Origin of the sequence: Ornithinimicrobium ciconiae (assembly GCF_007197575.1) — a bacterium.
GTDB lineage: Bacteria > Actinomycetota > Actinomycetes > Actinomycetales > Dermatophilaceae > Ornithinicoccus > Ornithinicoccus ciconiae.
In genome coordinates, this window is record NZ_CP041616.1 from 3,315,755 (window position 1) to 3,336,673 (window position 20,919).

Annotated in this window: 18 protein-coding genes; 9 read left to right on the forward strand and 9 right to left on the reverse strand. The window is 67.8% G+C overall.

Annotated elements, in window-relative coordinates; genetic code table 11:
* Positions 1 to 2 precede the first annotated feature (2 nt).
* The 3 genes from FNH13_RS15330 to FNH13_RS15340 are packed head-to-tail and all read right to left on the reverse strand — an operon-like array spanning position 3 to position 1,407.
* A complete protein-coding gene (locus FNH13_RS15330) occupies positions 3 to 350 on the reverse strand; it encodes a HepT-like ribonuclease domain-containing protein (protein ID WP_143784229.1) in 348 nt (115 codons plus the stop codon).
* Positions 340 to 633: a nucleotidyltransferase family protein gene (locus FNH13_RS15335; RefSeq protein ID WP_202878801.1), complete on the reverse strand. Its 294-nt coding sequence runs from the start codon at positions 631 to 633 to the stop codon at positions 340 to 342. The genes FNH13_RS15330 and FNH13_RS15335 overlap by 11 nt, the downstream gene beginning before the upstream one ends.
* A 57-nt stretch (positions 634 to 690) precedes the next feature.
* The gene (locus FNH13_RS15340; protein WP_143784231.1) at positions 691 to 1,407 is read right to left on the reverse strand and encodes a GntR family transcriptional regulator; all 717 of its coding nucleotides are present in this window, start codon (positions 1,405 to 1,407) and stop codon (positions 691 to 693) included.
* Between the two features lie 162 nt (positions 1,408 to 1,569).
* Between FNH13_RS15340 and mtnA the strand changes: the two genes are divergently transcribed.
* From mtnA to FNH13_RS15370, 6 genes are all read left to right on the forward strand, one after another.
* A complete protein-coding gene (mtnA, locus tag FNH13_RS15345; RefSeq protein WP_143784232.1) occupies positions 1,570 to 2,607 on the forward strand; it encodes an S-methyl-5-thioribose-1-phosphate isomerase in 1,038 nt (345 codons plus the stop codon).
* Between the two features lie 36 nt (positions 2,608 to 2,643).
* Positions 2,644 to 3,798 carry a substrate-binding domain-containing protein gene (locus tag FNH13_RS15350; RefSeq protein WP_143784233.1) on the forward strand — a complete coding sequence of 385 codons (1,155 nt, stop codon included), beginning with the start codon at positions 2,644 to 2,646 and terminating at the stop codon, positions 3,796 to 3,798.
* A gap of 87 nt (positions 3,799 to 3,885) precedes the next feature.
* The gene (locus tag FNH13_RS15355; protein WP_202878802.1) at positions 3,886 to 5,427 is read left to right on the forward strand and encodes a sugar ABC transporter ATP-binding protein; all 1,542 of its coding nucleotides are present in this window, start codon (positions 3,886 to 3,888) and stop codon (positions 5,425 to 5,427) included.
* 3 nt (positions 5,428 to 5,430) lie between these two features.
* Positions 5,431 to 6,459, forward strand: coding sequence for an ABC transporter permease (locus FNH13_RS15360; protein WP_143784235.1), 1,029 nt, complete (start codon positions 5,431 to 5,433; stop codon positions 6,457 to 6,459).
* Between the two features lie 31 nt (positions 6,460 to 6,490).
* Positions 6,491 to 7,735 (forward strand): S-methyl-5-thioribose kinase, encoded by a 1,245-nt coding sequence (gene mtnK / locus FNH13_RS15365; RefSeq protein WP_143784236.1) that lies wholly within the window; start codon positions 6,491 to 6,493, stop codon positions 7,733 to 7,735.
* A 174-nt stretch (positions 7,736 to 7,909) separates the two neighbouring features.
* Positions 7,910 to 9,001: an NAD(P)/FAD-dependent oxidoreductase gene (locus FNH13_RS15370; RefSeq protein ID WP_202878803.1), complete on the forward strand. Its 1,092-nt coding sequence runs from the start codon at positions 7,910 to 7,912 to the stop codon at positions 8,999 to 9,001.
* An 85-nt stretch (positions 9,002 to 9,086) separates the two neighbouring features.
* On the opposite strand, the gene FNH13_RS15375 is transcribed toward FNH13_RS15370, so the two are convergent.
* From FNH13_RS15375 to FNH13_RS15400, 6 genes are all read right to left on the reverse strand, one after another.
* Entirely contained in the window at positions 9,087 to 9,545 is a 459-nt protein-coding gene (locus FNH13_RS15375) for an SRPBCC family protein (protein ID WP_143784237.1), read from the reverse strand.
* 323 nt (positions 9,546 to 9,868) lie between these two features.
* Positions 9,869 to 10,390 (reverse strand): GIY-YIG nuclease family protein, encoded by a 522-nt coding sequence (locus tag FNH13_RS15380; protein ID WP_202878804.1) that lies wholly within the window; start codon positions 10,388 to 10,390, stop codon positions 9,869 to 9,871.
* Positions 10,365 to 13,637, reverse strand: a complete 3,273-nt coding sequence (locus FNH13_RS15385) for a type I restriction endonuclease subunit R (protein WP_143784239.1) — start codon at positions 13,635 to 13,637, stop codon at positions 10,365 to 10,367. Before FNH13_RS15385 ends, FNH13_RS15380 begins: the two co-directional genes overlap by 26 nt.
* Before the next feature lies 1 nt (position 13,638).
* Positions 13,639 to 14,817: a restriction endonuclease subunit S gene (locus tag FNH13_RS15390; protein ID WP_143784240.1), complete on the reverse strand. Its 1,179-nt coding sequence runs from the start codon at positions 14,815 to 14,817 to the stop codon at positions 13,639 to 13,641.
* Positions 14,814 to 16,433, reverse strand: a complete 1,620-nt coding sequence (locus FNH13_RS15395) for a class I SAM-dependent DNA methyltransferase (RefSeq protein WP_143784242.1) — start codon at positions 16,431 to 16,433, stop codon at positions 14,814 to 14,816. Before FNH13_RS15395 ends, FNH13_RS15390 begins: the two co-directional genes overlap by 4 nt.
* Positions 16,433 to 18,352 carry a hypothetical protein gene (locus tag FNH13_RS15400; RefSeq protein ID WP_143784243.1) on the reverse strand — a complete coding sequence of 640 codons (1,920 nt, stop codon included), beginning with the start codon at positions 18,350 to 18,352 and terminating at the stop codon, positions 16,433 to 16,435. Before FNH13_RS15400 ends, FNH13_RS15395 begins: the two co-directional genes overlap by 1 nt.
* A 183-nt stretch (positions 18,353 to 18,535) precedes the next feature.
* On the opposite strand from FNH13_RS15400, the gene FNH13_RS15405 reads away from it, so the two are divergent.
* The 3 genes from FNH13_RS15405 to FNH13_RS15415 are packed head-to-tail and all read left to right on the forward strand — an operon-like array spanning position 18,536 to position 20,906.
* On the forward strand, positions 18,536 to 19,990 hold the full coding sequence (locus tag FNH13_RS15405) for a Fis family transcriptional regulator (RefSeq protein ID WP_143784245.1): 1,455 nt from the start codon (positions 18,536 to 18,538) through the stop codon (positions 19,988 to 19,990).
* On the forward strand, positions 19,987 to 20,385 hold the full coding sequence (locus tag FNH13_RS15410; protein WP_143784246.1) for a hypothetical protein: 399 nt from the start codon (positions 19,987 to 19,989) through the stop codon (positions 20,383 to 20,385). Before FNH13_RS15405 ends, FNH13_RS15410 begins: the two co-directional genes overlap by 4 nt.
* Before the next feature lie 17 nt (positions 20,386 to 20,402).
* Entirely contained in the window at positions 20,403 to 20,906 is a 504-nt protein-coding gene (locus FNH13_RS15415; protein WP_143784247.1) for a hypothetical protein, read from the forward strand.
* Positions 20,907 to 20,919: the final 13 nt, after the last annotated feature.

Below are 20,919 nucleotides of genomic sequence, written 5' to 3' on the forward strand. Positions count from 1 at the left end.
GTTTATTCGGGTCCCATGAGCGCAGCGATGGCATCCTCGAGTTGAGCGATCATTCGAGGGAGATCTTCGCTGGCCGTCCCGACCAGCGTCTCGACATCGATGTTCCAGTAGCCGTGAACGATGCGGTTCCGCAGCCGGGTCGCTGCGCGCCAGGCGATGTCCGGGTGTGCGTTTTTGGTCCCCTGCCTGACCTGACTTGCGGCCTCTCCGAGGACCGTGAAGTGCCACAAGAGCGCCGAGCGTCGCATGGCGTCCAACTCCACCTGCTCGGCGTCTCGATCACCGACCAGCTCCCGGATTGCCACTGCTGCGTCGCGCATCTCGCGCAGCAGCAGAAGTTCACGCCGCATAGACAGGTTGCGCGTCGGCGAGGACCTGCTCGCGGATGTACTTGTTGATCGATCTGCGCGCGACAAGGTCGACCGGGCGGCCGAAGAGCACAGCGAGCTCGTCCTCGAGGTCGAAGAGCCGGAAGCCGAGGCGAGTGCCCGGTTTCAGGACATAGAGGAGGTCAACATCGCTGTCGATCCGGTCCTCGCCACGAGCGACAGAGCCGAACACCTCCAAGGACGCAACGCCGTAGCGCTCGCACACATCGCGTAAGCGTTCCGGGTCGACATCCACGGGCAGCACACCCAAAGACTAACGGAGAGACAACCGCGGGCGTGGTCCGAACCTCCCAAAAATGAGTTAGACGGTGCGGACGAGCGAGAACGAGTAGCGGCCCTCGATGAAGTAGGTGCGGGAGTAGAGGATCAGCTCGCCCGTGGCGTCGTGGTGCAACTGGTTGAGCAGCAGGAACAGCTTGTGCGTGGCTGCCTCGCTCCCCCAGCCGACGTGGTTGGACTCCACAGCGTGGACCTCCGCGAAGGCGGTGACCGGGACCCGGTTGAGGCGCTGTTTCATGAAGTCAAACAGAGAGCCGGTGAGTTCCTCGGGGTCGAAGCCCTTGGGCAGCAGGTGGGCCGGCATCAGGTCGTAGGAGTAGGCCATCACCTCGCCGTCGGCCAGGATCGTGCGGCGGATCTCCAGGACCTGGGTGTCGCCGGGCACCTCCATCCGCGCGGCTTCCTCGGGCATCACCGCCCGCAGGATGCGGCTGGCATAGACCATGTCGGGCACGTGGCCGTCGGCGCGGATGGACTCGGTGATGGAGTCGAGGCGTTCCAGGCCGGTGCGGACAGCAGGTTGTTCGACAACAAAGGTGCCCACACCGTGTGAGGTCCTGACAAGTCCGAGCGCCTCCAGCTCACGCAGGGCCGCGCGCACCGTGGGCCTGGAGACGCCGAACTGGGAGCCCAGCTCGGTCTCAGGCGGGAGCTTGGAACCCGCTGGGTACTGGCCTGCTGCCAGTGCGCTGCGCAGGTCCTCCGCCACGCGGGAAACGAGGGTGCCGCTGCGGGCCATGCGTCCTCCCAGGAATTCCGGTGCCCGGCTCCCCGGGCTGCTGCCGAAGACACTGTACGCGTCATGGAACGCGATGTGACCAGAATCTATTGACAACCTGTTGCCAGCCGCTTACCTTCAGTTCACAAGTTGTATGACAACGTCGTCCTCCTGAGGAGAAGCATGGTCCTGGCAGTCGAATGGGTCGAGTCCCCGCAACCGAGGATCCGATTGCTCGACCAGACCGTGCTGCCCGCCCAGGAGACCCACCTGGACATCACCACGGTGGACGGCCTGGTCGCCGCCATCCAGAGCCTGGCCGTGCGAGGGGCTCCCGCCCTCGGCGCAGCCGGTGCGCTCGGGGTCGTCGTCGCGATGAACCAGGCCAGCCGCGACGGCTGGGACGAAAGCCGGCTGCAGGCCGAGGTCGACCGCATCCGCCTGGCCCGCCCCACCGCCGTCAACCTCGCCTGGGGCGTGGACCAGGTCCGCGGCGCGATGACCCAGGGCGCCGACCAGGTGCTCATCCTCGCCCGTGGAGTCGTGACCGACGACGAGGCCGCCAACCGCGAGCTCTCCCGCCTCGGCGCGGACTGGATCCTGGAGCGCACCGGCCTGGAGCGGGTGCGCGTGGTGACCCACTGCAACACCGGGGCGCTGGCCACCAGTGCCTGGGGCACGGCATACGGGATCATCCACGAGCTGCACGACCGGGACCGACTCGGCCTGGTCTATGCCGACGAGACCCGCCCCCTCCTGCAGGGGTCCCGGCTGACCAGCTGGGAGCTCACCCAGGACGGCATCGAGCACGTCGTCCAGGTCGACGGAGCCGCACCCAGCACGATCCTGCGCGGGCTGGTCGACGTCGCGATCATCGGCGCCGACCGGATCGTCGCCAACGGCGACACCGCCAACAAGGTCGGATCGGTCTCCCTCGCGCTGGCGTGCGCCCGCGCGGGCATCCCGTTCGTCGTGGCCGCTCCCTCCTCCACCGTCGACCTGGCGACCGCCACCGGCGACGACATCGACATCGAGCAGCGCGACCCCGAGGAGGTCGTCAACTTCGGTGGCCGTCGCACCGCGCCCGAGGGTGCGGTCGGCTTCAACCCTGCCTTCGACGTCACCCCGCACGACCTGATCAGCGCCGTCGTCACCGAGCGCGGCGTGGTCGAACCAGCCAACACCCCCCACCCCACCCTGCTCGCGAGGATCGCGGGCTGAGCAGATCGCAGCCACCGCTGCAAGGAGAGGACAATCATGAGGAACAGCAAGGTTCTTCTGGCAGGACTGCTTGGCGCATCCGTCTTCGCGATGTCCGCGTGCAGCCAGGGCGACGCCGAGGGCGACGCGCCGACTGAGGAGGGCACCACCGCCGAGGCCGCTGATAGCACCGCCGAGGAGGGTGGCAACGCCGACGAGGCGGAGACCTCCGAGGCCGCGGCCGAGGCGCCCGCTCCGTTCGACGGCGACGGTGTCAACATCGCCATCGTCCAGCAGAGCGGTCAGGGCGACTACTTCCAGCAATACCTCAACGGCACCCGCCAGCAGGTCGAGGCGTTGGGTGGTGAGCTCGCCGTCTTTGACGCTCAGGGCGACAACGCGACGCAGGCCTCCCAGCTCGACCAGGCCATCGCCGCCTCCCCCGACGGCATCATCGTGCGCCATGGCTTCCCGGACACGCTGTGCCCGGGCGTCAACAAGGCCATCGAGGCCGGCATCCCGGTCATCATCTATGACGTCGAGATCCAGGAGTGCGCCCCCGACGCCATCCAGACCCAGCAGTCCGACATCGAGATGGCCTCCCTGGTGCTCGACAAGATGGTTGAGGACGTCGGCAGTGACGTCAACGTCGGCTACGTCAACGTCAAGGGCATCGCGCCGCTGGACCGACGCGACGGCGTCTGGGAGGACTACAAGGCAGAGAACAACTGGACCGAGCTGTTCTTCACCGGCACCTACACCAACTCCACCGCCACGGACACTGCGCCGATGGTCAGCAACGCCCTGAAGGCCAACCCGGACGTGGCGGCGATCTATGCCCCCTACGACGAGCTGACCAAGGGCACCCTGTCGGCCCTGGAGCAGAACCCGGACCTGGAGGGCGAGGTCCTGGTCTATGGCGCCGACATCTCCACCGCCGACATCGAGCTGATGAAGGCCGAGGGCAGCCCGTGGGTCGCCACCGGAGCCACCGACCCCAACGCCATCGGCGCTGTGGTCGTGCGCACCCTGGCGCTGCACATGGCCGGTGAGCTGACCGAGACCAAGGTGGAGTTCCCGCCGATCCTGGTCACCGCGGACTTCCTGCGGGAGAACGACGTCAACAACATGGAGGACCTGCGCGCCGTCGAGCCGGCACTCAACATTTCCGACGTCTCCTCCGCCGACTGGATCCCGAGCGTCACCTTCTGATCCGACCACGGGTGGGCGGCGGCCACAGACCGGCCGCCGCCCTCCCGCGCTCGGCAACCACACGGCATACGAGAGAGGCAGGACCACGTGCAGGACGAACCGACGAGCGGCGACACCGGCTCCGGCGACGTGGCCCTGCGCCTGACCGACATCACCAAGGACTTCGGCCCCAACCGAGTCCTCAAGGGCGTCACCATGGACCTGCTGGCCGGGCGGGTCACCGCCCTGCTGGGCGCGAACGGCGCCGGCAAGTCCACCCTCATCAAGATCCTCAGCGGCATCTATGCCAAGAACGGCGGCGAGGTCGAGGTCGCCGGTGAGCAGGTGGAGATCTCCACCCCGATGACCGCCGCGCAGCACGGCATCCAGACCGTGCACCAGCGGGTCGACGACAGCATCATCCCCGACCTCACGGTCGCCGAGAACCTCGTCTTCGAGGAGATGGTGCGCGCCTCGCTGCCCCCGGTGCGGAGCCTGCGCAGCCTGCTGCCCCGCGCCCGCGAGATCGCCGCCACCCTCGACCTGGGCTGGTCGGACTCCTTCCTGCTCAAGGACGCCTTCGAGATCGGCATCGCCGACGGTCAGCTGCTGCTGCTGGCCCGGGCGCTCAACCAGCGCCCCAAGGTGCTCATCCTCGACGAGCCCACCTCGACCCTGTCCGCCGCCGAGGCAGACCGGCTGTTCGCGCTGGTCCGCCGGCTGCGGGACGAGGGCGTGGCCGTCATGTATGTGACCCACCGGCTCAGCGAGGTCCGCTCCCTGGCCGACGACCTGGTCGTGCTGCGCGACGGCCGGCTGCAGCAGGAGCAGACCCAGCCCTTCGACATGCCCGCCGCCGTCGAGGCGATGCTGGGCAAGGCGCTCCAGGTGGAGGTCAACAACCTCACCGAGCAGCGCGGCGACCAGGTCGCCCTCGAGCTGCGCGGCCTGCAACTGCTCCCCCGGTCCGCGCCGCTGGACCTGGACCTGCGCTATGGCGAGGTCACCGGCGTCATCGGCCTGATCGGCGCCGGCAAGACCGAGCTGGCCCAGGCTGTCTACGGGGTGGAGCGCCTGCGCGCCGGCTCGATGCGCCTGGACGGCGCCGACTTCGCCCCCCGCTCCACCAGCCAGGCCGTGCGGCGCGGGATCTATCTGGCCCCGGAGGACCGCGCCGCCCAGTCGATGCTGCCGGGCTGGACCCTGGCGACCACCGGCAGCCTGCCCTTCCTGTCCTCCATCAGCCCGGGGTCGGTGATCAACCGGCGCGCCGAGCGCAGGATGGCCGCGGACATCATCAACTCCTACGGCGTGGTGGCCACCGGCCCCGACCAGGAGATGGACTCCCTGTCCGGCGGCAACCAGCAGAAGGTCGTCGTGGCCCGCTGGCTGCGCCAGTCGCCGCGCATCATGCTCATGGACGAGCCGTTCCGCGGGGTCGACCTGGGCGCCCGGCGCGACCTGGCGCACAAGGCCCGGGAGCAGGCCGCCGCCGGCGCCTGCGTGGTCGTCCTCGTCAGCGACGTCGAGGAACTGCGCGAGGTCGCCGACCGGGTGGTGGTCCTCGCCGAGGGCCAGATCTATCTGGACGCCTATGCGTCCGAGATCGACAACAGCACCATCATCGCGAGCATGTCGGAGGTTGCCTGACCCATGGCCGGAACCACAGCGGACACCACGGCCCTGGACCGTGCCCGGGACGTGATCGTCAAGTATGGCTTCATCGCCGTGACGATCGTGCTGTTCATCTATTTCGCCCTGACCGAGCCGGCGTTTGCCACGTCCTCCTCGATCTTCTCGATGCTCAAGTTCGTCTCCGTGACGGCGATCCTGGGTCTGGGCATCATGTTCACGATGGTCGTCGGCGGTCTGGACCTCTCGATCGGGTCGGTCGCCGGCCTGGCCGTGCAGATGGCCGCGCTGACGATGGTCTTCTACAACATGACCGGCATGACCGCGGTCGGGGTGGTGATGCTGGCCGGCGTGCTGGTCGGGCTGATCAACGCCTTCCTCATCGTGGTGTGCAAGATCCCGGACCTGCTGGCCACGCTGGGCATGATGTTCGTCATCCAGGGCGCCAAGCTCATCCCGGTCTCCGGCCAGTCGGTCACCAGCGGCATGGTGCTGCGGGACGGGTCGGAGGCGCCGGGGCGGTTCACCGAGGGCTTCCTGCAGATCGACCGGGGCTTCGTCGGCCCCATCCCGCTGCCGGTGGTGATCATGCTGGTGCTGGTCATCGCCTCCTGGTTCTTCCTGAGCCGCACCAAGTGGGGCCGGGTCATGTATGCCATCGGCGCCAATCCCGAGGCCGCCCGCCTCGCAGGTGTGCGCGTCGGCTTCTATCGCGGCCTGGCCTACGTCATCTCCGGGCTGCTGGCCTCGGTCGGCGGCATGATCCTGGTCTCGCGCATCGGGCAGGGTGACGTCAACGCCGGTGCCTCCAGCCTGCTCGAGGCGGTCGCGGTGGCCCTGGTCGGTCGCTCCGTGCTCGGCGCCGGCAAGCCCAACGCCTGGGGCACCCTGCTCGGTGCCGTGCTGATCGCAATCGTGCTGACCGGCCTGACGATGAAGGGCTTCCAGTACTACCACCAGGACACCGCCAAGGGAGCGGTCCTGATCCTCGCGCTGATCTTCTCCTACACCCTGTCCCGCAAACAGATCCGCTACACCTCGGCCACCTAGGCCCGCACCCACGAAGGACGCGTTCATCCCCATGGCTCACGACTACGAGTTCCTCACGGTCGACACGGTTGCCGACCACATCCGCAGCGTCCCCTCGCTGGCCGAGCAGATCGACGCCGACAACCTGGTGTCCGTGGACGAGATCGGTGACGGCAACCTCAACCTGGTCTTCGTCGCCAAGGACGCCCAAGGCCGCGGGCTGTGCCTGAAGCAGTCGCTGCCCTATGTGCGGATGACCGGCCCGGACTGGCCGATGACGCCCGAACGCTCCCGCCTGGAGGCCGACTCGCTGCGCCACCACGGGCCGCTCGCGCCGGGCCTGGTGACCGAGGTCCTGCACTTTGACCACGACCGGTTCATCATCGCCCTGGAGGACCTGAGCGACCACACGGTCTGGCGGACCGCGCTCAACGAGGGCCAGATCCACGACGGCGCGGCGGCAGCCGCCGGGCGCTATGTCGCCGGCGTCGCCGCCGGGACCTCTGCCCTCGGGCTGGAGCGGGAGGAACTGGCCGCCCGCCTCGCCGACTCGGTCAATCCGCAGCTGTGCCAGATCACCGAGGACCTGGTCTTCACCGAGCCGTCCGTCGACGCGGGCCGCAACAGCGTGCTCCCGGCCAACGAGGTGGACGCGGCCGAGCTGGCAGCGGATGAGGAGTTCGTGGCCGCGATGGGCCGCGCTAAGTGGCTGTTCATGACCAAGGCCGAGGCCCTCATCCACGGCGACCTGCACACCGGCTCGATCATGGTGCGCAAGCCCGAGGACAGCACCGAGTGCGACAGCATCAAGGTCTTCGACTCCGAGTTCGCCTTCTATGGCCCCGTCGCGTTCGACCTTGGCGCGCTGTGGGCGAACTACACCATTGCTGCCGCCCGTGCCTATGCGCTGGGCGAGGACGAGCGCGCGCAGTGGGCGCTGGGCCTGATCACGCAGACCTGGGACGCCTTTGAGACCGAGTTCCGTCGCCGCTGGCCAGACCGCCTCGACAAGCGGGTCTGGGGGGAGCCGTTCCTGGAGGAGTTGCTCGCCACCTGGCAGCAGGAGGCCTGGCTGTTTGCTGCGGCCAAGATGTCGCGGCGCATCGTGGGGGCTGCGAAGACGACCGACATCGAGACGCTGCCAGAGGAGCTGCGTGAGGGTGCCGCCCGTGGTGTGCTGCAGGTCGCCCGGCAGGCGGTGCGGGACTATGCGAGCGACAGCGCTCCCGCAGCGTTCGCGGCGTTGGCAGGCACGATGCTGGTCGGCGCCAGGACGGTGGCCGAAGCCCGCGGGTGAGCACCACGGCGGGTGACGTTTCCGGCCCGACCTCGGTGGCGCCGACGTAGGCTCGGTCGCACTGCAACACCTGACGACGGGAGGGGCCATGGCATCGCACGACGTCGTCATCGTGGGGGTGGCAACGCCGGCATCTCACTCGCCGCGCGGCTGCGCCGCATCGGGTGCCGGGACGTGGCCGTCATCGCCCCCGACCCGGTGCACCGCTACCGCCCGCTGCTCAACTACGTCGGTGGCGGGCAGGCGTCGATGTCGCGCCTCACCCGATCGATGGCGGCGGTGATCCCGAGCGGCTGCACCTGGCTGCCGCACCGCGCGGTCGCGGTCCACGCCGACGAGCGGGAGGTCGAGCTCGACACCGGTGAGCGGGTCGGCTACGGCGACCTCGTCGTGGCCCCCGGCCTCGAGCCGGACCTCGCGGCCACCCCCGGCCTGGCCGAGGCGATGGAGGCGGGATGGTCAGCCACCGCGCACCTCAGCTCCCGCGCCGAGGACACCTGGACGGCGATCAAACGTATGACGCGTGGCCGGGTGGTCTTCACCATCCCGCCGGAGCCGGCACCGTGCTGCGGCACCGCGCTCAAGCCGCTCTTCCTGACGTGCGACCACTGGCGCCGCGAAGGGGTCCTGGAGGAGATCGACGTCCGGCTCGTCACGCCATACTCCTCCCTGCTGGGCCTGGGCTTCGCCGACCGGCAGGTCGAGCCCCACCTGCAGCGGTTCGGGATCACCGTCCACCACGACGCGACCGTGGGTGCGCTGGACCACCAGGCCCGGACCGTCACGCTGAGCACGCCGGACGGCGAGCAGGTGCTGGACGGGGTGGACCAGGCCTTCGTCGTGCCGCACTACCGCCCCCCGGACTGGCTCGCCCCGCTGGCCAGCGACGACACCGGCGGCCTAGTCGACATCGACCCAGGCACGCTGGCCCACCACAGCCTCCCCCGCGTGTGGAGCCTGGGCGACGTGGCGCACGTCCGGACGCGCCCGTCGGGTGGGGCGCTGCGCAGCCAGGTCGAGGTGCTCGCCGACAACATCCGGCGCGGACGGACCGGTGAAAGTCTGCGGCACTACGACGGCTACACGATCATCCCCATCACCGTGGATCGGCGACGTCTGCTGCTCGCCGAGTTCGACCGGACGGGCACTCCCCAGCCGACGACCAGTCTGATCGACCTCACCGTCCCGCGCCGGCTGCTGTGGGCCTTCGACCGCTATGTCGAACCCGTCGTCTACTTCCGGGCCCTGCTCAAGGGGCGCGTCTGACCCGCGCTGACGCCGCGGTAGACGGGACGCGCCCGCCCCACAGAGTGGGACGGGCGCGGCATACCGGAAGCCGGTTGGCGGCTGCTCAGTCGCGCGGGACGTCACCGCGCCAGGCACCGGTCTCGGTGCCGCGGGACTCGATGAACTCCTTGAAGCGCTTGGCGTCGCCCTTGACCCGCCGGTCGTCCACCCCCACGGCCGCCCCCGCCTTCTCCACCAACCCCTCCGGGTCCCAGTCCATCTGGATGGTGACCCGCGTCGTGTTCTCATCCAGTTTGTGGAAGGTCACGACACCGGCCTGCTTGACGTCGCCGCCCACCGTGGTCCACGCGATCCGCTCCTCCGGGCTCTGCTCGCTGATCTCGGTGTCGAACTCGCGGGTCTGTCCGCCCACCTCCACCGTCCAGTGGTTGCGCGTGTCGCTGATCTGCGTCACGGACTCCACGCCCTCCATGAACTGCGGGAAGGTCTCGAACTGGGTCCACTGGTCGTAGGCCGTCCGGATCGGGACGTTGACGTCGACGGACTCGGTGACCTGGCTCATGGCAAACCTCCATGTGTCGGGGAAGTGGTCCCTTCCAGGGAACCCCGGTGGGCCGGACGGTGCCACCCGGCAGGACACCTCGCTCTGGTGCTGCTCCCCGGCATGCGATCGTCGGCGGACGCGGTTGCCCTATCCGACAGTTCGCTCCAGTACGCCTAACATCATGAAGAGTTGACGTTCTGCGCACCAGCGACCAGCAGCGCCAGAACAACGACGGCCAGCTGCAGGGGGCTTGGCCGCCCTCGGTCGGGTGACAATCGCTGTGCGCGATCCTCAGTCGTTACTAATCGATTATCGATCACAATCAGCCGTGCCGTAGTGCATCAACTCTCAGCGACGAGCCCCAGCAGCAACTTCTTCTTCTCTCGGTTGGCCACCTTTGGGTCGACAGCCTGGATGAACTCAACAGCGACGAAACCGTCCCCTTGGCGCCGGTTCTGTGGTGGTTCAAGCCCCTCGATCAACAGCGCCTCCATCGTCGCGATCAGCGTCTCGACGCCGATCCCCGAGTTTGGCAGCGCTCCGAGTGCGCCGTCCGCGCCGACACTTCGCACACCGAACCAGGAGAAACGGTTCCACCGCGCACTCAGCCGGTCCTTGGTGTGATCGCGCAGTCGGTTGCCGAGACGGGGCTTCTGCGAACGGCCCACATAGACAACCCGATTCTGGTCATACAGGAGGTATACGCCCGCCTGCGCACCGAAGTCGACGTGATCGCTGCCGGCCTGCTGAACACCCAGCAGCTTGACGGCGGTCGGCGACCAGTCCACCTCGTCCCGTCGCCAGAACATGCCGAAGGCATTGATCAGGCCCATCTCCTCATGAACCTGATCGACCTCCGACACCTCTACGTCTCCGGGCGAAGGCGCTCCGACCAGTCACAGCCAGCCTCGGCGCCATCGCCTCCATCTGATCCATCACCTGCTTGACCGCCGCGGCCGACTGGTCCGGCGGATAACCGTGCTTGAGCAACAGCCGTTTGATCGTGGTCCGCATCTTCGCTCGCACATCCTCGCGCACGGTCCAGTCGGTCCTAATGTCGCGCCGCATCGCGGCCACCAGGTCGCGCGCAATCTCGGCGAGCTTCCCCTCCCCGAGCACGTCCAGCGCAGACTCGTTGAGACTGACGGCGTCATAGAACGTGAGCTCGTCGACCTGCAGCGGCGGGTCGAAGCGCTTTCCCCGGTCGTGTTCGGCCACCGTCTCCTGCGCCAGGGCGATGAGCTCGGCGATGACCTCAGCGGAGGTGAGCTGCTGGTTGGTGTACTTGCGCATCAGCTCCTGGATCCGCTCGGAGAACGCCCGCTGCCGGATCGAGTTGGTGCCGGTGGCCTTGACGGACTCCCGCGCGACGAGGTCACGCAGGGCCTCAATGGCCAGGTGCGGGTTCTCCGCCTGCTGGGCCTGGGTGACGAACTCCGGACCCAGGTCCATCAGACTCGGCCGCGGCATGCCGGCCGCCTCATAGATGTCGAGCACCTCCCCGATCTCGGTGCTCTGCGCGATGAGCGAGCCGAGCAGCCGCTCGACATCTGCCGGGATGGGTTCGCCGCTGGCCTGCCGCTCCTCGGCGTCCAGCTTGGCCATCCAGACGCGCACCTCCTCATAGAAGCGCACCGTGGGACGGATCTCCTCCAACTGCCCCGAGGCCGAGCACAGCGCCCAGGCGCGTGCGAGGGCGGTGGAGGTCTGACGGTATGCCGTCGCGAGGCCCATGCCCGCCTCTTCGCCAGATCCTTCGGTCGCCTGGTTGCCCGGCGTGGCCGGGTTTCGCAGGTGGTTCACCATCGCCGTCACGACGTGGAACCACGCCCTGGCGTCGCCACGACTCGCGCGATCGGAGTAGGCCTGACGCCAGGCAAAGCCAGCGGTGAGCGCATCGAGTTGGTCCACCAGCTCGTGCGTCAGCGTCACGGCGCCGCTGAAGTCACGGCCCAGGGGCTTGGTCTCCTGGTCCGTGGGGGTGTACTCCGCGAGTGCCGCCTGCAGGTTCTCAGCCAGCGGCGCATAGGCCACCAGCAGACCGTCCTGCTTGCCCCGGAAGGTGCGGTTGACCCTGGCCAGGGTCTGCATCAGGAGGGCACCCTTGAGCGGCCGGTCGAGATAGAGCGTGTGCAGCGGTGGCGAGTCATAGCCGGTGAGCATCATGTCCTTGACGATCACCAGCTCCAGCTCGTCGTCCTCGTCCTTGAGGCGCGCCTTGATCGCCTTGTTCTCCGACTCCCGCCGCACGTGATCAGACACAGGCGGCTGGTCGGTCCGGTCACCGGTGTACACGACCTTGATGCGGCCCTTCTCCAGTTCGTCGGAGTGCCAGTCAGGCCGCAACGCGACGATCGCGTCATACAACCGCGCACAGATCTCGCGCGTGCCGCCCACAATCAGGCCCTTGCCCGGCCCCTGGATGAACTCGTCCATCACGGCCCGGCGCTGCTCCCAGTGCCCCACCAGGTCCTCGGCCAGCTTCTCGATGCGCGCTGGCGCACCATAGACGGCGTTGACCACCGCGACGCTGCGCTCGACCTTGTCGCGCTCCACGTCATCCAGGCCCACGGTGACCTCGTCGGCCGCAGCGTCCAACTGGTCCTCGGTAACCCCGTCGACCAGGCCGACCTTGATGAGACGCGGCTCGAAGTGGACCGGCACGGTGGCACCGTCGTTCACGGCCCGGGTCAGGTCATAGACATCGATGTAGTCGCCGAACACCTGCTGCGTGTTGCGGTCCGTGAAGGAGATCGGGGTGCCGGTGAAGGCGATCAGCGTCGCGTTGGGCAGGGCGTCCTTGAGGTGGCGCGCATAGCCGTCGAGGTCGTCGTAGTGGCTGCGGTGCGCCTCATCGACCACCACGATGATGTTGCGTCGGTCGGACAGCAGGGGGTGGTTCTCGCCCGCCTCCCGCTCACTCCTGGAGAGGCCAAACTTCTGCAACGTGGTGAAGATGATCCCGCCGCTCAGCCGGTCACTGAGGATCGTGCGCAGCTGGGCACGCTTGGTCACCTGCACCGGGTCCTCCGGCAGCAGCAGACTCCTCTTGAACCCGCCGTAGAGCTGGCCGTCCAACTCGGTGCGGTCGGTAACCAGGATGACCGTCGGGTTCTCCAGGGCAGGATGCCGTTGGACGTAGTGGGTGTAGAGCTCCATCTCCATAGACTTGCCAGAACCCTGGGTGTGCCAGACGACTCCCGCCTTGCCGTGCGATCCGACGGCCTTGATGGTCTCCCCCACCGCACGGTTGACCGCGAAGTACTGATGCGGCTTGGCGATCCGCTTCAGCAGTCCGTCGTCGCCGGTGCTGTCGTATGCCGTGAAGTTGCGCAGGAGTTGCAGGAACCGGTCCTGGTGGAAGACACCGGCGATGAGTTGCTCAAGTCCCGTGCCGGGACCCGCATGCTCGGATGCGTCGGCGTAGCCGATGGGCTGACCGTCCTCGTCGACGTTCCACGGTGAGAAGTGGTTGAGCGGCGTGAAGGGCGTGCCGTATTTCGCGAGCACTCCGTCGCTGGCGACGGTCATGACGGCGAAGCGGAATATCATCGGGAGTTCGCGGACGTAGGTGCGCAGCTGGGCGTGCGCCGCGGCGACGTCTGCCTTCTGCGCACCGGCCTTCTTGAGCTCGAGGATCGAGACCGGGAGGCCGTTGCAATAGAGGACGATGTCAAGCCGGCGCTCGACCTCCAGGTCACGCACGGTGACCTGGTTGACCGCCAGCCAGTCGTTGTCAGATGGTTCCGTTGAGACAAGTCGGATCGTCGGGTTGTGCTCGACGCCCTCGTGATCGATCCAGCTGATCCCGCGGTATCCCTCGGTCAGGTAGACGTGAGTCCGCCGGTTCTCGGTGATCGCGTCGTTGGAGCTTGGACGGAGGATCTCATCGGCCGCCTGTTTGAGGTATTGCACCGGCACGGTCGTGTTGAGCCGCTGCAGCGCGTCCAGGAAGCGGGTCGGCAAGACGATGTCCGACCAGGTCTCGCGCTCACCCGAGCCAGGGGCAATCGCCTTGCCGTGCCTGGGCTCCCAGCCCTGCTCGGCCAGGTCGTCAAGCGCAGCCTGCTCCCACTCAGCCTCACTGAGGCCCGCGAAGTCGATGGACATCTCAGACCACTTCCTCGACGACGCTCTCGGCGTCCTTGACGCGGATCTTCCCCGACATCAACCCTGGCAGCAGCGCGTCGCGAGTCGCGGCCAGACTCTTGCTCTCGTGCCTTGCGTTGAACACGCGGAGCCCGAGCATCCGGAGACTCGCCCGTGCGGAGCTAGGCAACTCTCTCACGTCCTTCACTGACAAGGTCATTACCTCGGCCGGACGCACGCGCTGATGGCTTCCTGAGGTGCCTGCAACCTTCCCCTGGAGTGTCATCCACACCTCGGGCTGGGCGACCGCTGCCCATAGCTCTGACACGTCGAGGCCTTGCGGAGCTAGCACCACGAACTCTGTCGACGCCAGCGCCATTTCGGGGGGGACGACCGGAACGTTCCAGGCACGCGGGATGCGGGGATTGAGCTTCGACACCAACACGGTCGGCTCGGAGAGGTGGAACTTGTTGCTCTTGATGGAGCCGCCCGCAGTCACCTCCGGCGACGCGGACTCGTCGAACGCCGGCAGACTGAAGTGTGCGACTCTGTCAGAAAACTCGTGGGGCTGGAGTTGGGCGGTCGTCTGCACTCCCAGTTGCGCCAGTGGCGCGCGATCTGGCGCTGAACCCGCCAGCGCCTTCATGAGCGCCTCTGCAGCGGTCACCAACGCCGCGTTGGCGGCGATCTTGTCGTCGAGCGCCCCCAACACCTCCGCAATCGCCCGCTGCGCGGCGATCGGTGTCGTCGGCAGGACTAGAGAACGGATGTCTGCAAGGTTGATGTAGGCAGCCATGTCCGTGTTGTTCGCACGATGTGAGGCCTGCTCGATAAAGCTCGGTGAACGGAACCAGTAACTCAGCCATCGCCGGTCGAGCACCTCGTGCCGATTCACCCGGAAGTAGCAGAGTTGCGGGCTGTAGACGAGGCGTTGTTCAAGTTCGGGCATGATCGCAACCCGACCGACCGTTCCCTTGGTGGTGACCAGCACATCACCCTCCTGGGACAACTTCTGGCCGACCTGGCCGACCCACTGCTCCGCAACGAAGTCCTGGCCGTCCAGCGAGATTGTACCCTCCGTCACGTCCGCCACGCGGAGGATCCGGAAACCTGGCTGCCCATGCTCGGAGCGCTTGGTTCTGTACCCGTCGCCGAAATTTAGTACTCCGGCCTCGGCGAGCTTTCCGATGGTCGTCGTCATACCAACCGCTCCAATTGAGATCGAACCTTCGCTTCAAGCCGGGTCGACTCATCAAACTGTGCGAACAGCTCCTTCGTGAGCCGCTCGATCTTCTCCTCGATCGGCTCGCCATCGTCCTCGACGTCGGCCGCGCCGACGTACCGGCCCGGGGTCAGCGCATATCCGGAGTCCTTGATCTCCTGCAAGGTGACAGATCGACAGAAGCCGGGGACGTCGACATACCCCAGACTCTTCTCCACTGCGGACGGGCTGCCGCGCCAGGCGTGGAAGGTGTCTGCAATCTTGGCGATGTCCTCGTCGGAGAACGCGCGCTCGGCGCGATCCACCATGAAGCCCAGGTCGCGACCGTCGATGAACAGCACCTGACCGGTGCGGTCCGTCGCTCCCTTTGGCCCAGCCGTCTTGTCCTTGGCGAAGAACCAGACACACACCGGGATGCCGGTGCTCCGGAACAACTGCGTCGGCAGGGCCACCATGCACGAGACGAGGTCCGCCTCAACGATCTGAGCGCGGATCTCACCCTCTCCCCCAGAGTTGGTCGACATCGACCCGTTAGCCATCACCACACCACCGGACCCACCGGGGGCCAGCTTGCTCAGGATGTGCTGGATCCATGCGTAGTTGGCGTTCCGCGCTGGCGGAACGCCGAACCGCCAGCGTGGATCGTCGTCGGTGCGGTGCCAGTCCTTAATGTTGAACGGCGGGTTGGACATCACATAGTCCGCCTGCATCTGCGGGTGCAGGTCGCGAGCGAATGTGTCGCCCCACACCGGCCCGAGGTTGCCGTTGAGCCCGTGGATCGCCAAGTTCATCCGGGCCAGCTTCCAGGTGCGCTCGTTGAGCTCCTGGCCATAGATCGACAGGGCGCTCTTGTCCTTGTTGTGCGCCTCGAGGAACTTCTCTGCCTGGACGAACATGCCGCCGGAACCGCAGGCGGGGTCATAGATCCGCCCCGAGGTGGGCTCCAGCACCTCGACGAGGGTGCGCACCACCGACGGCGGGGTGAAGAACTCGCCTCCGCGTTTGCCCTCGGCGCGGGCGAACTTCTCCAAGAAATACTCGTAGACCTCGCCCAGCAGGTCGCGTGCTTTCACTGCCCCCTCGCCGGTGAAGCGCGCGGAGTTGAGGATGTCCAGCAGCTCGCCGAGGCGTCGCTGGTCGACCGCCTCACGGTTGAAGCCCCGTGGCAGTGCTCCCTTGAGCGACGGGTTCGTCCCGACGATCAGGTCGAACGCCTCATCGATGAGCTGTCCGACGGTCTTGCCCGGTTGCCCTTCCTGCGCGGGCAGCCCCTTGGCGTGCGCCACAAGGAAGGACCACCGTGCTGACGGCGGCAGGTAGAAGACGTTGTGCGCCGTGTACTCGTCGATGTCGTTGAGCTGGGCCTCGAGCTGGTCGGCGTCGCTGTAGAACTCCGCAAGCTCGCCCCGCAGCTCCTCGCGGCGGGCATCGAAGGCGTCGGAGACATACTTCAGGAACACCAGGCCGAGGACAATGTCCTTGTACTGCGAGGCGTCCATCGAGCCGCGCAGCTTGTCGGCCGCCTTCCAGAGCGTGTCCTTCAGTTCCTTCATCGTCGACGGCGCGGTGGGCGCTGCCTTCTTCCTCGGTGGCATCAGCGGCCTTCCTGTCGTGGGGCGGTGGCGTGGTCCATGGCACGGATGGCCTGGTGGTCAAGCTGGGCGAGTCGGTCGTGCAGTTCGCGACGCTCGGCATCAATGCCCGCGAGCTCCACATGCAGTGAGTCCTGGCGCTTCGGGGACACCAGCCGGATCTGCCAGCGGCGCCAGTCGCGCCCTCTGGTCCCGTTGATGTCGGCGACGATGACGTCGGGCACCAGGTCGGGCACTCCCTTGTCGGAGTCGGGGGTGACCCGCAGTGTCCGTGCGGGGGCAAGCACGACCGTGCCACCGTCGCGGTCCACCATCGCGGCCGGACGCGGCGAGGTGCAGAAGATGACGTCACCCGGCTCGGTGTCCCGGGAGGTGGGGTATGCCGCGGGGAAGGTCAGCGGATCCACGGCCCGTGAGCCGGGGGGCAGTGACCCGGTGAGCTCCTCGGGACCGATCACGGCCCGCCCGTTCGGCTGCAGATGCGCTGGGTCGACCCTGTTGCCAGGGATCAGTCGGCACTCCCGTCGCGAGATGAGATCGTCGAGCGTGCGGGTCCCCCGCCCATGTGAGACGACCGGACTGCGGGTGTCGACAAGAGGGACACGACCAGGGATGAGGGTGGACGTCACCACGCGGTGGACGAAGCGATAGGCATGGTGTCCCACCAACCGTGGGTCCACCAGTGAGGCAAGCACGTCGGTCACCAGGTCGTCGGTCGTGATGGCGTCAAGTGCGGCGTCCGTGAGGTCCCCGACAACTGTCCAGCGATCTGCGACCGGCACCTCCGGATGTGCTGGGCCGAGCACCCACAGGGCGAGGTGCTGACGTGGTGCGTGAACCAGGAGGCCAGCAGGCAGCCGGATCGCCGCACGGAGGCGGCCACTGCGCAGCACTGCGTCGCGAGCCCGATCTGCGTCGGCGCTGGTGGGGCGGTCGGTGAGCGCGGATGCTGGCCCGACCACCACGACCCGCGAGTCCTGCGCCAGCTGCACGACCACGTCCGCGACGGTCTCCAGGACCCGGGCGTCGCCGGCGGCTTCCTGCGCCACCGGCACCTGCATGACGTGCACCGAGCCATCGAAGGTGCCCGACGGGACCACAAAGTCACCGGACTCGGTGCGCTGCAGGGTCACCTGGTGCAGGTCGTGCACCCGCATCCGACGCCGGCGCAACCTCCCCACCGGACTGTCGTCGGGGGCGACGGCGACACTGGGAGCCAGCCCGCCGGCATACTGCTCCGCTGCCTGGAGCAACAGGTCGCCGACGCCAGGGACCGGCCCCACAAAGAGTGGTGCCTCCCACCCAGCGTCGGCCGCGAGCTCGGCGGCCAGCCGGCCCACCAGTGCGCTCGCCTCGGACCGGAGCGCGAGGGCGGACAGGTCCCCCATGCCGCGGGCGAGCTGCTGCTCCAGCAGCAGCTCGAAGGCGGCGCGGGCCGAGTAGGAGGCGTCCGCCAGCGCGTCGGCGTGTGCGGCGAGCTCGACAGCGTGCGACCCGAGGGCCGCGACCTCGCGTCGGAGCATCTCGTCCTGGGGATCAGCCTCCCCGGCCAGCGCGAGCAGGTGGGAGTCGTCGAGGGCGGCCAGGGGCTCGCCCAGCTCGGCGCCTAGCACGAGCAGTGCGGTGAGCCCGGACAAGACGACATCCTCATCGAGACCGCCCACCTGGGCCAGCCGGGCGTGGGCGGCGACATCGGCCCGCTCGACCGTGGTGTTGCCGCGGCCCGTGGCGGCCAGGTAGTCGGCGACCTCGAAGGCGTCGAAGCGGTCGTGCCCGGCGACGCGAGCGACCGGGCGGGGGAACGGGTGACCCGGTGCGTGGCGGCTGCGCCAGACGGAGGCGACCGGACGGGCGACCCCGGCCAGGCGCGCGACATCGGCCAGGGACATCTGCAGGGTGGACTGCGGCGTGTGTGTCGCCATGCGCTCCTCCTTCCCGGGCAGATGTGCTGTTCGGAGTCCAACCTAGAGCCAGGCACGACCCAGGACAAGGAAAGGAGTGATAACCCTCCTTATCAGACCTGTGGTTCGCAGGATCCTGCCGTATGACGGAACTCTGGAGGCATCGGCAGCCACCCGGCAGCCCGCCCACAGGAGGACAGACAGATGGCGACATCCACGACCGGCCGCCCCGCGGCATACTGCGACCCGGCGCAGCCGGCTCTCATCATCCACGACCTCACCGTCACCGACGCCGAGGTGGTCGGCGAGGCCCGGCGCTGGTCCACCGGCCGTCGCGGTGCCACCGTGCCTCTGGAGGAACTCGCCGACGCGAACCTGAGCTCCTTCGTCAGCCAGTCGCTCGCCGTCGGAGCGCGGGCCATCGCGGGAGCCGGCAGCGCCCAGGACACGTATGAGCTCGAGCAGCTCATCTCCGAGGTGGGCGCTCGCACGACCACCTCCAGCACGCAGGCAGCCGATGCCACGGCGAAGGCCGCCGCGGCCGCCGCCGAGGCGATGACCAAGGCGGCTCAGGAAACCCGCAAGGCGCTGCAGGAGTCGGAGAGCAGCACACGCGCCAAGTTCTCGGAAACGGTGGAGGTGTCCACCAAGGCGCTGCGCAAGGAGGTCGAGCGTCTCGTCGGTGGTGACAACCCGGAGCTGCTGGCCAGGTTGGCCCCCATCCTCGACGCTGCCGGCCAGCGCATCAAGGAGCAGGCCGTAGAGCAGACCGACAAGCTTCTCGACAAGGTCAGCCGCCAGTTCGACCCGGCCGACCCGACGTCCCCATTCGCCAAGCAGGCCTCGAAGTTGGCCGAGCAGCAGGCGGCGCTGACGGCCGCCATGGACAAGAACCACCTGACGCTCGCCACGAAGGTGGACGAGCTCGCCAAGGCGGTTGAGGTCCAAAAGGCCGCAGCCGCAGCGGCCGCCAGGACTGCGAGCGTCACCCCGCTCAAGGGCGGCGGTTTCGAGGCCGAGGTGGACTCCGTGCTGGAGCAGGTTGCCGCTGGCCTCGGGGACGAGTACGCCAGCACCGGCAGCTTCGGCGGTGCACTCGGCCGTTCCAAGAAGGGCGACGGTGTCCTGACCGTCGACGGTGGTCAGGCACGGGTCGTCGTCGAGATGCACGACTCCACCGACCGTCGGGTGTGGAACGACTACCTGGACGAGGCAGAGCGCAACCGCGAGGCAGCCGCCTCCATCGGCATCGTCCGTGACGCAAGCCAGAACCAGGGCCAGGTCATCCGCGTCCTCGGCGCCCGTCGGCTCGTCATCGCGTTCGACCCCACCGTCGATGAGGTCGACCTTCTGCGCACCGTCGTCCAGCTGATGCGGACCGCAGCCCTTGCCGCGACCGCCCGCCGGGACACCGAGGGGCTGGACACGGCGGAGGAGAACATCACGGCCGCTCTCGACCTGCTGGACGGCATCAACAAGGTGAAGAAGGCTGTCGTGAGCATCCGGAATGGCGCGACCACCATCGACACCCAGGCAGAGTCCCTGCAGACCGGCATCACCCGGCACCTCAGCGCAGCGCTCGACGCGTTGCATGGGGTCGCCATCGAGGTCACGGACCTAGAGGCGGAGGCGGCCATGGTCGACTCCGACGTGGCATGACCGTCCCCCCGTCTTGGGCAGCGAGTCTCATGGCGTGCGGCCTCCTGCTGACAGGTTGCGCAGGTAGTTCACCCACGACGCAGAGCGCCTCAGAGGTTCCCCACATCGGCACCCCGCTCCAGTCCGCCGCCAACACCTGTGATGCAGGCGTCGTCGCCGACGCCGGAGAGACGCTCCTCCTCGACACCGAAGGCGACGAGGACCTCTCAGGCGACTCCATGGAGGACCTCGTGTGCATCCTCGTCGCCTTGGAGACGCCCACAGCGGTGAGCGACCACATGAGTTCGACGCGTGCCCTAGACGGCATGCAGACCAACAGCTGGGGCGATTTCGAGGCCCGGTGGAACTACCACCCCAACTCAGGCATGGGCCTGACCATCACCATCCGCGACTGACCAAGAGGAGAATCATCATGAATAAGAAGCACATCGTTGGCTATGGCGTGACTGCCGTCGCCTGCCTGGGCATCGGCCTTGCCGGGAACGGTGGCGCACCTGCCACCACTACCCCGTCGGCCGAGACGGTCACCGTGAACAGCACGGCGGCAGCACCGACGCCTGCCGAGGCCACGGTCACTGTCACTGCTCCCGGTGCGACCGAAACCCACACAGTGACCGAGACAGCTGAGGCGGAGACCGTCTCAGAGACGGTCACGGAGACGGTGACCGCGGACCCACCCGCGCCTGAGGCCTCCATCCCCGGTGACGGGACCTTCGAGGTCGGCGTCGATGTGGAGCCTGGCACGTATGTGTCCGAGGCCTCCGGCAGTTGCTATTGGGCCCGCCTGAGCGGCAGCGATGGATTCGACTCCATCATCGACAACAACTTCGGGTCGGGGCAGATGATCGTCACGATCAACGAGAGCGACCGCTTCTTCGAGACGAGCGGGTGTGAGCCGTGGTCCCTGCGCGAGTGACGTGACCACGTGC

What these genes read in the sequence shown, in the direction of transcription:
- FNH13_RS15350 (WP_143784233.1), top strand. Translation starts at nt 2,644, where the DNA reads ATGAGGAACAGCAAGGTTCTTCTGGCAGGACTGCTTGGCGCATCCGTC.
- FNH13_RS15410 (WP_143784246.1), top strand. Translation starts at nt 19,987, where the DNA reads ATGACCGTCCCCCCGTCTTGGGCAGCGAGTCTCATGGCGTGCGGCCTC.
- FNH13_RS15375 (WP_143784237.1), bottom strand. Translation starts at nt 9,545, where the DNA reads ATGAGCCAGGTCACCGAGTCCGTCGACGTCAACGTCCCGATCCGGACG.
- FNH13_RS15415 (WP_143784247.1), top strand. Translation starts at nt 20,403, where the DNA reads ATGAATAAGAAGCACATCGTTGGCTATGGCGTGACTGCCGTCGCCTGC.
- FNH13_RS15385 (WP_143784239.1), bottom strand. Translation starts at nt 13,637, where the DNA reads ATGTCCATCGACTTCGCGGGCCTCAGTGAGGCTGAGTGGGAGCAGGCT.
- FNH13_RS15400 (WP_143784243.1), bottom strand. Translation starts at nt 18,352, where the DNA reads ATGGCGACACACACGCCGCAGTCCACCCTGCAGATGTCCCTGGCCGAT.
- FNH13_RS15405 (WP_143784245.1), top strand. Translation starts at nt 18,536, where the DNA reads ATGGCGACATCCACGACCGGCCGCCCCGCGGCATACTGCGACCCGGCG.
- FNH13_RS15360 (WP_143784235.1), top strand. Translation starts at nt 5,431, where the DNA reads ATGGCCGGAACCACAGCGGACACCACGGCCCTGGACCGTGCCCGGGAC.
- FNH13_RS15330 (WP_143784229.1), bottom strand. Translation starts at nt 350, where the DNA reads ATGCGGCGTGAACTTCTGCTGCTGCGCGAGATGCGCGACGCAGCAGTG.
- mtnK (WP_143784236.1), top strand. Translation starts at nt 6,491, where the DNA reads ATGGCTCACGACTACGAGTTCCTCACGGTCGACACGGTTGCCGACCAC.
- mtnA (WP_143784232.1), top strand. Translation starts at nt 1,570, where the DNA reads ATGGTCCTGGCAGTCGAATGGGTCGAGTCCCCGCAACCGAGGATCCGA.
- FNH13_RS15395 (WP_143784242.1), bottom strand. Translation starts at nt 16,433, where the DNA reads ATGCCACCGAGGAAGAAGGCAGCGCCCACCGCGCCGTCGACGATGAAG.
- FNH13_RS15390 (WP_143784240.1), bottom strand. Translation starts at nt 14,817, where the DNA reads ATGACGACGACCATCGGAAAGCTCGCCGAGGCCGGAGTACTAAATTTC.
- FNH13_RS15340 (WP_143784231.1), bottom strand. Translation starts at nt 1,407, where the DNA reads ATGGCCCGCAGCGGCACCCTCGTTTCCCGCGTGGCGGAGGACCTGCGC.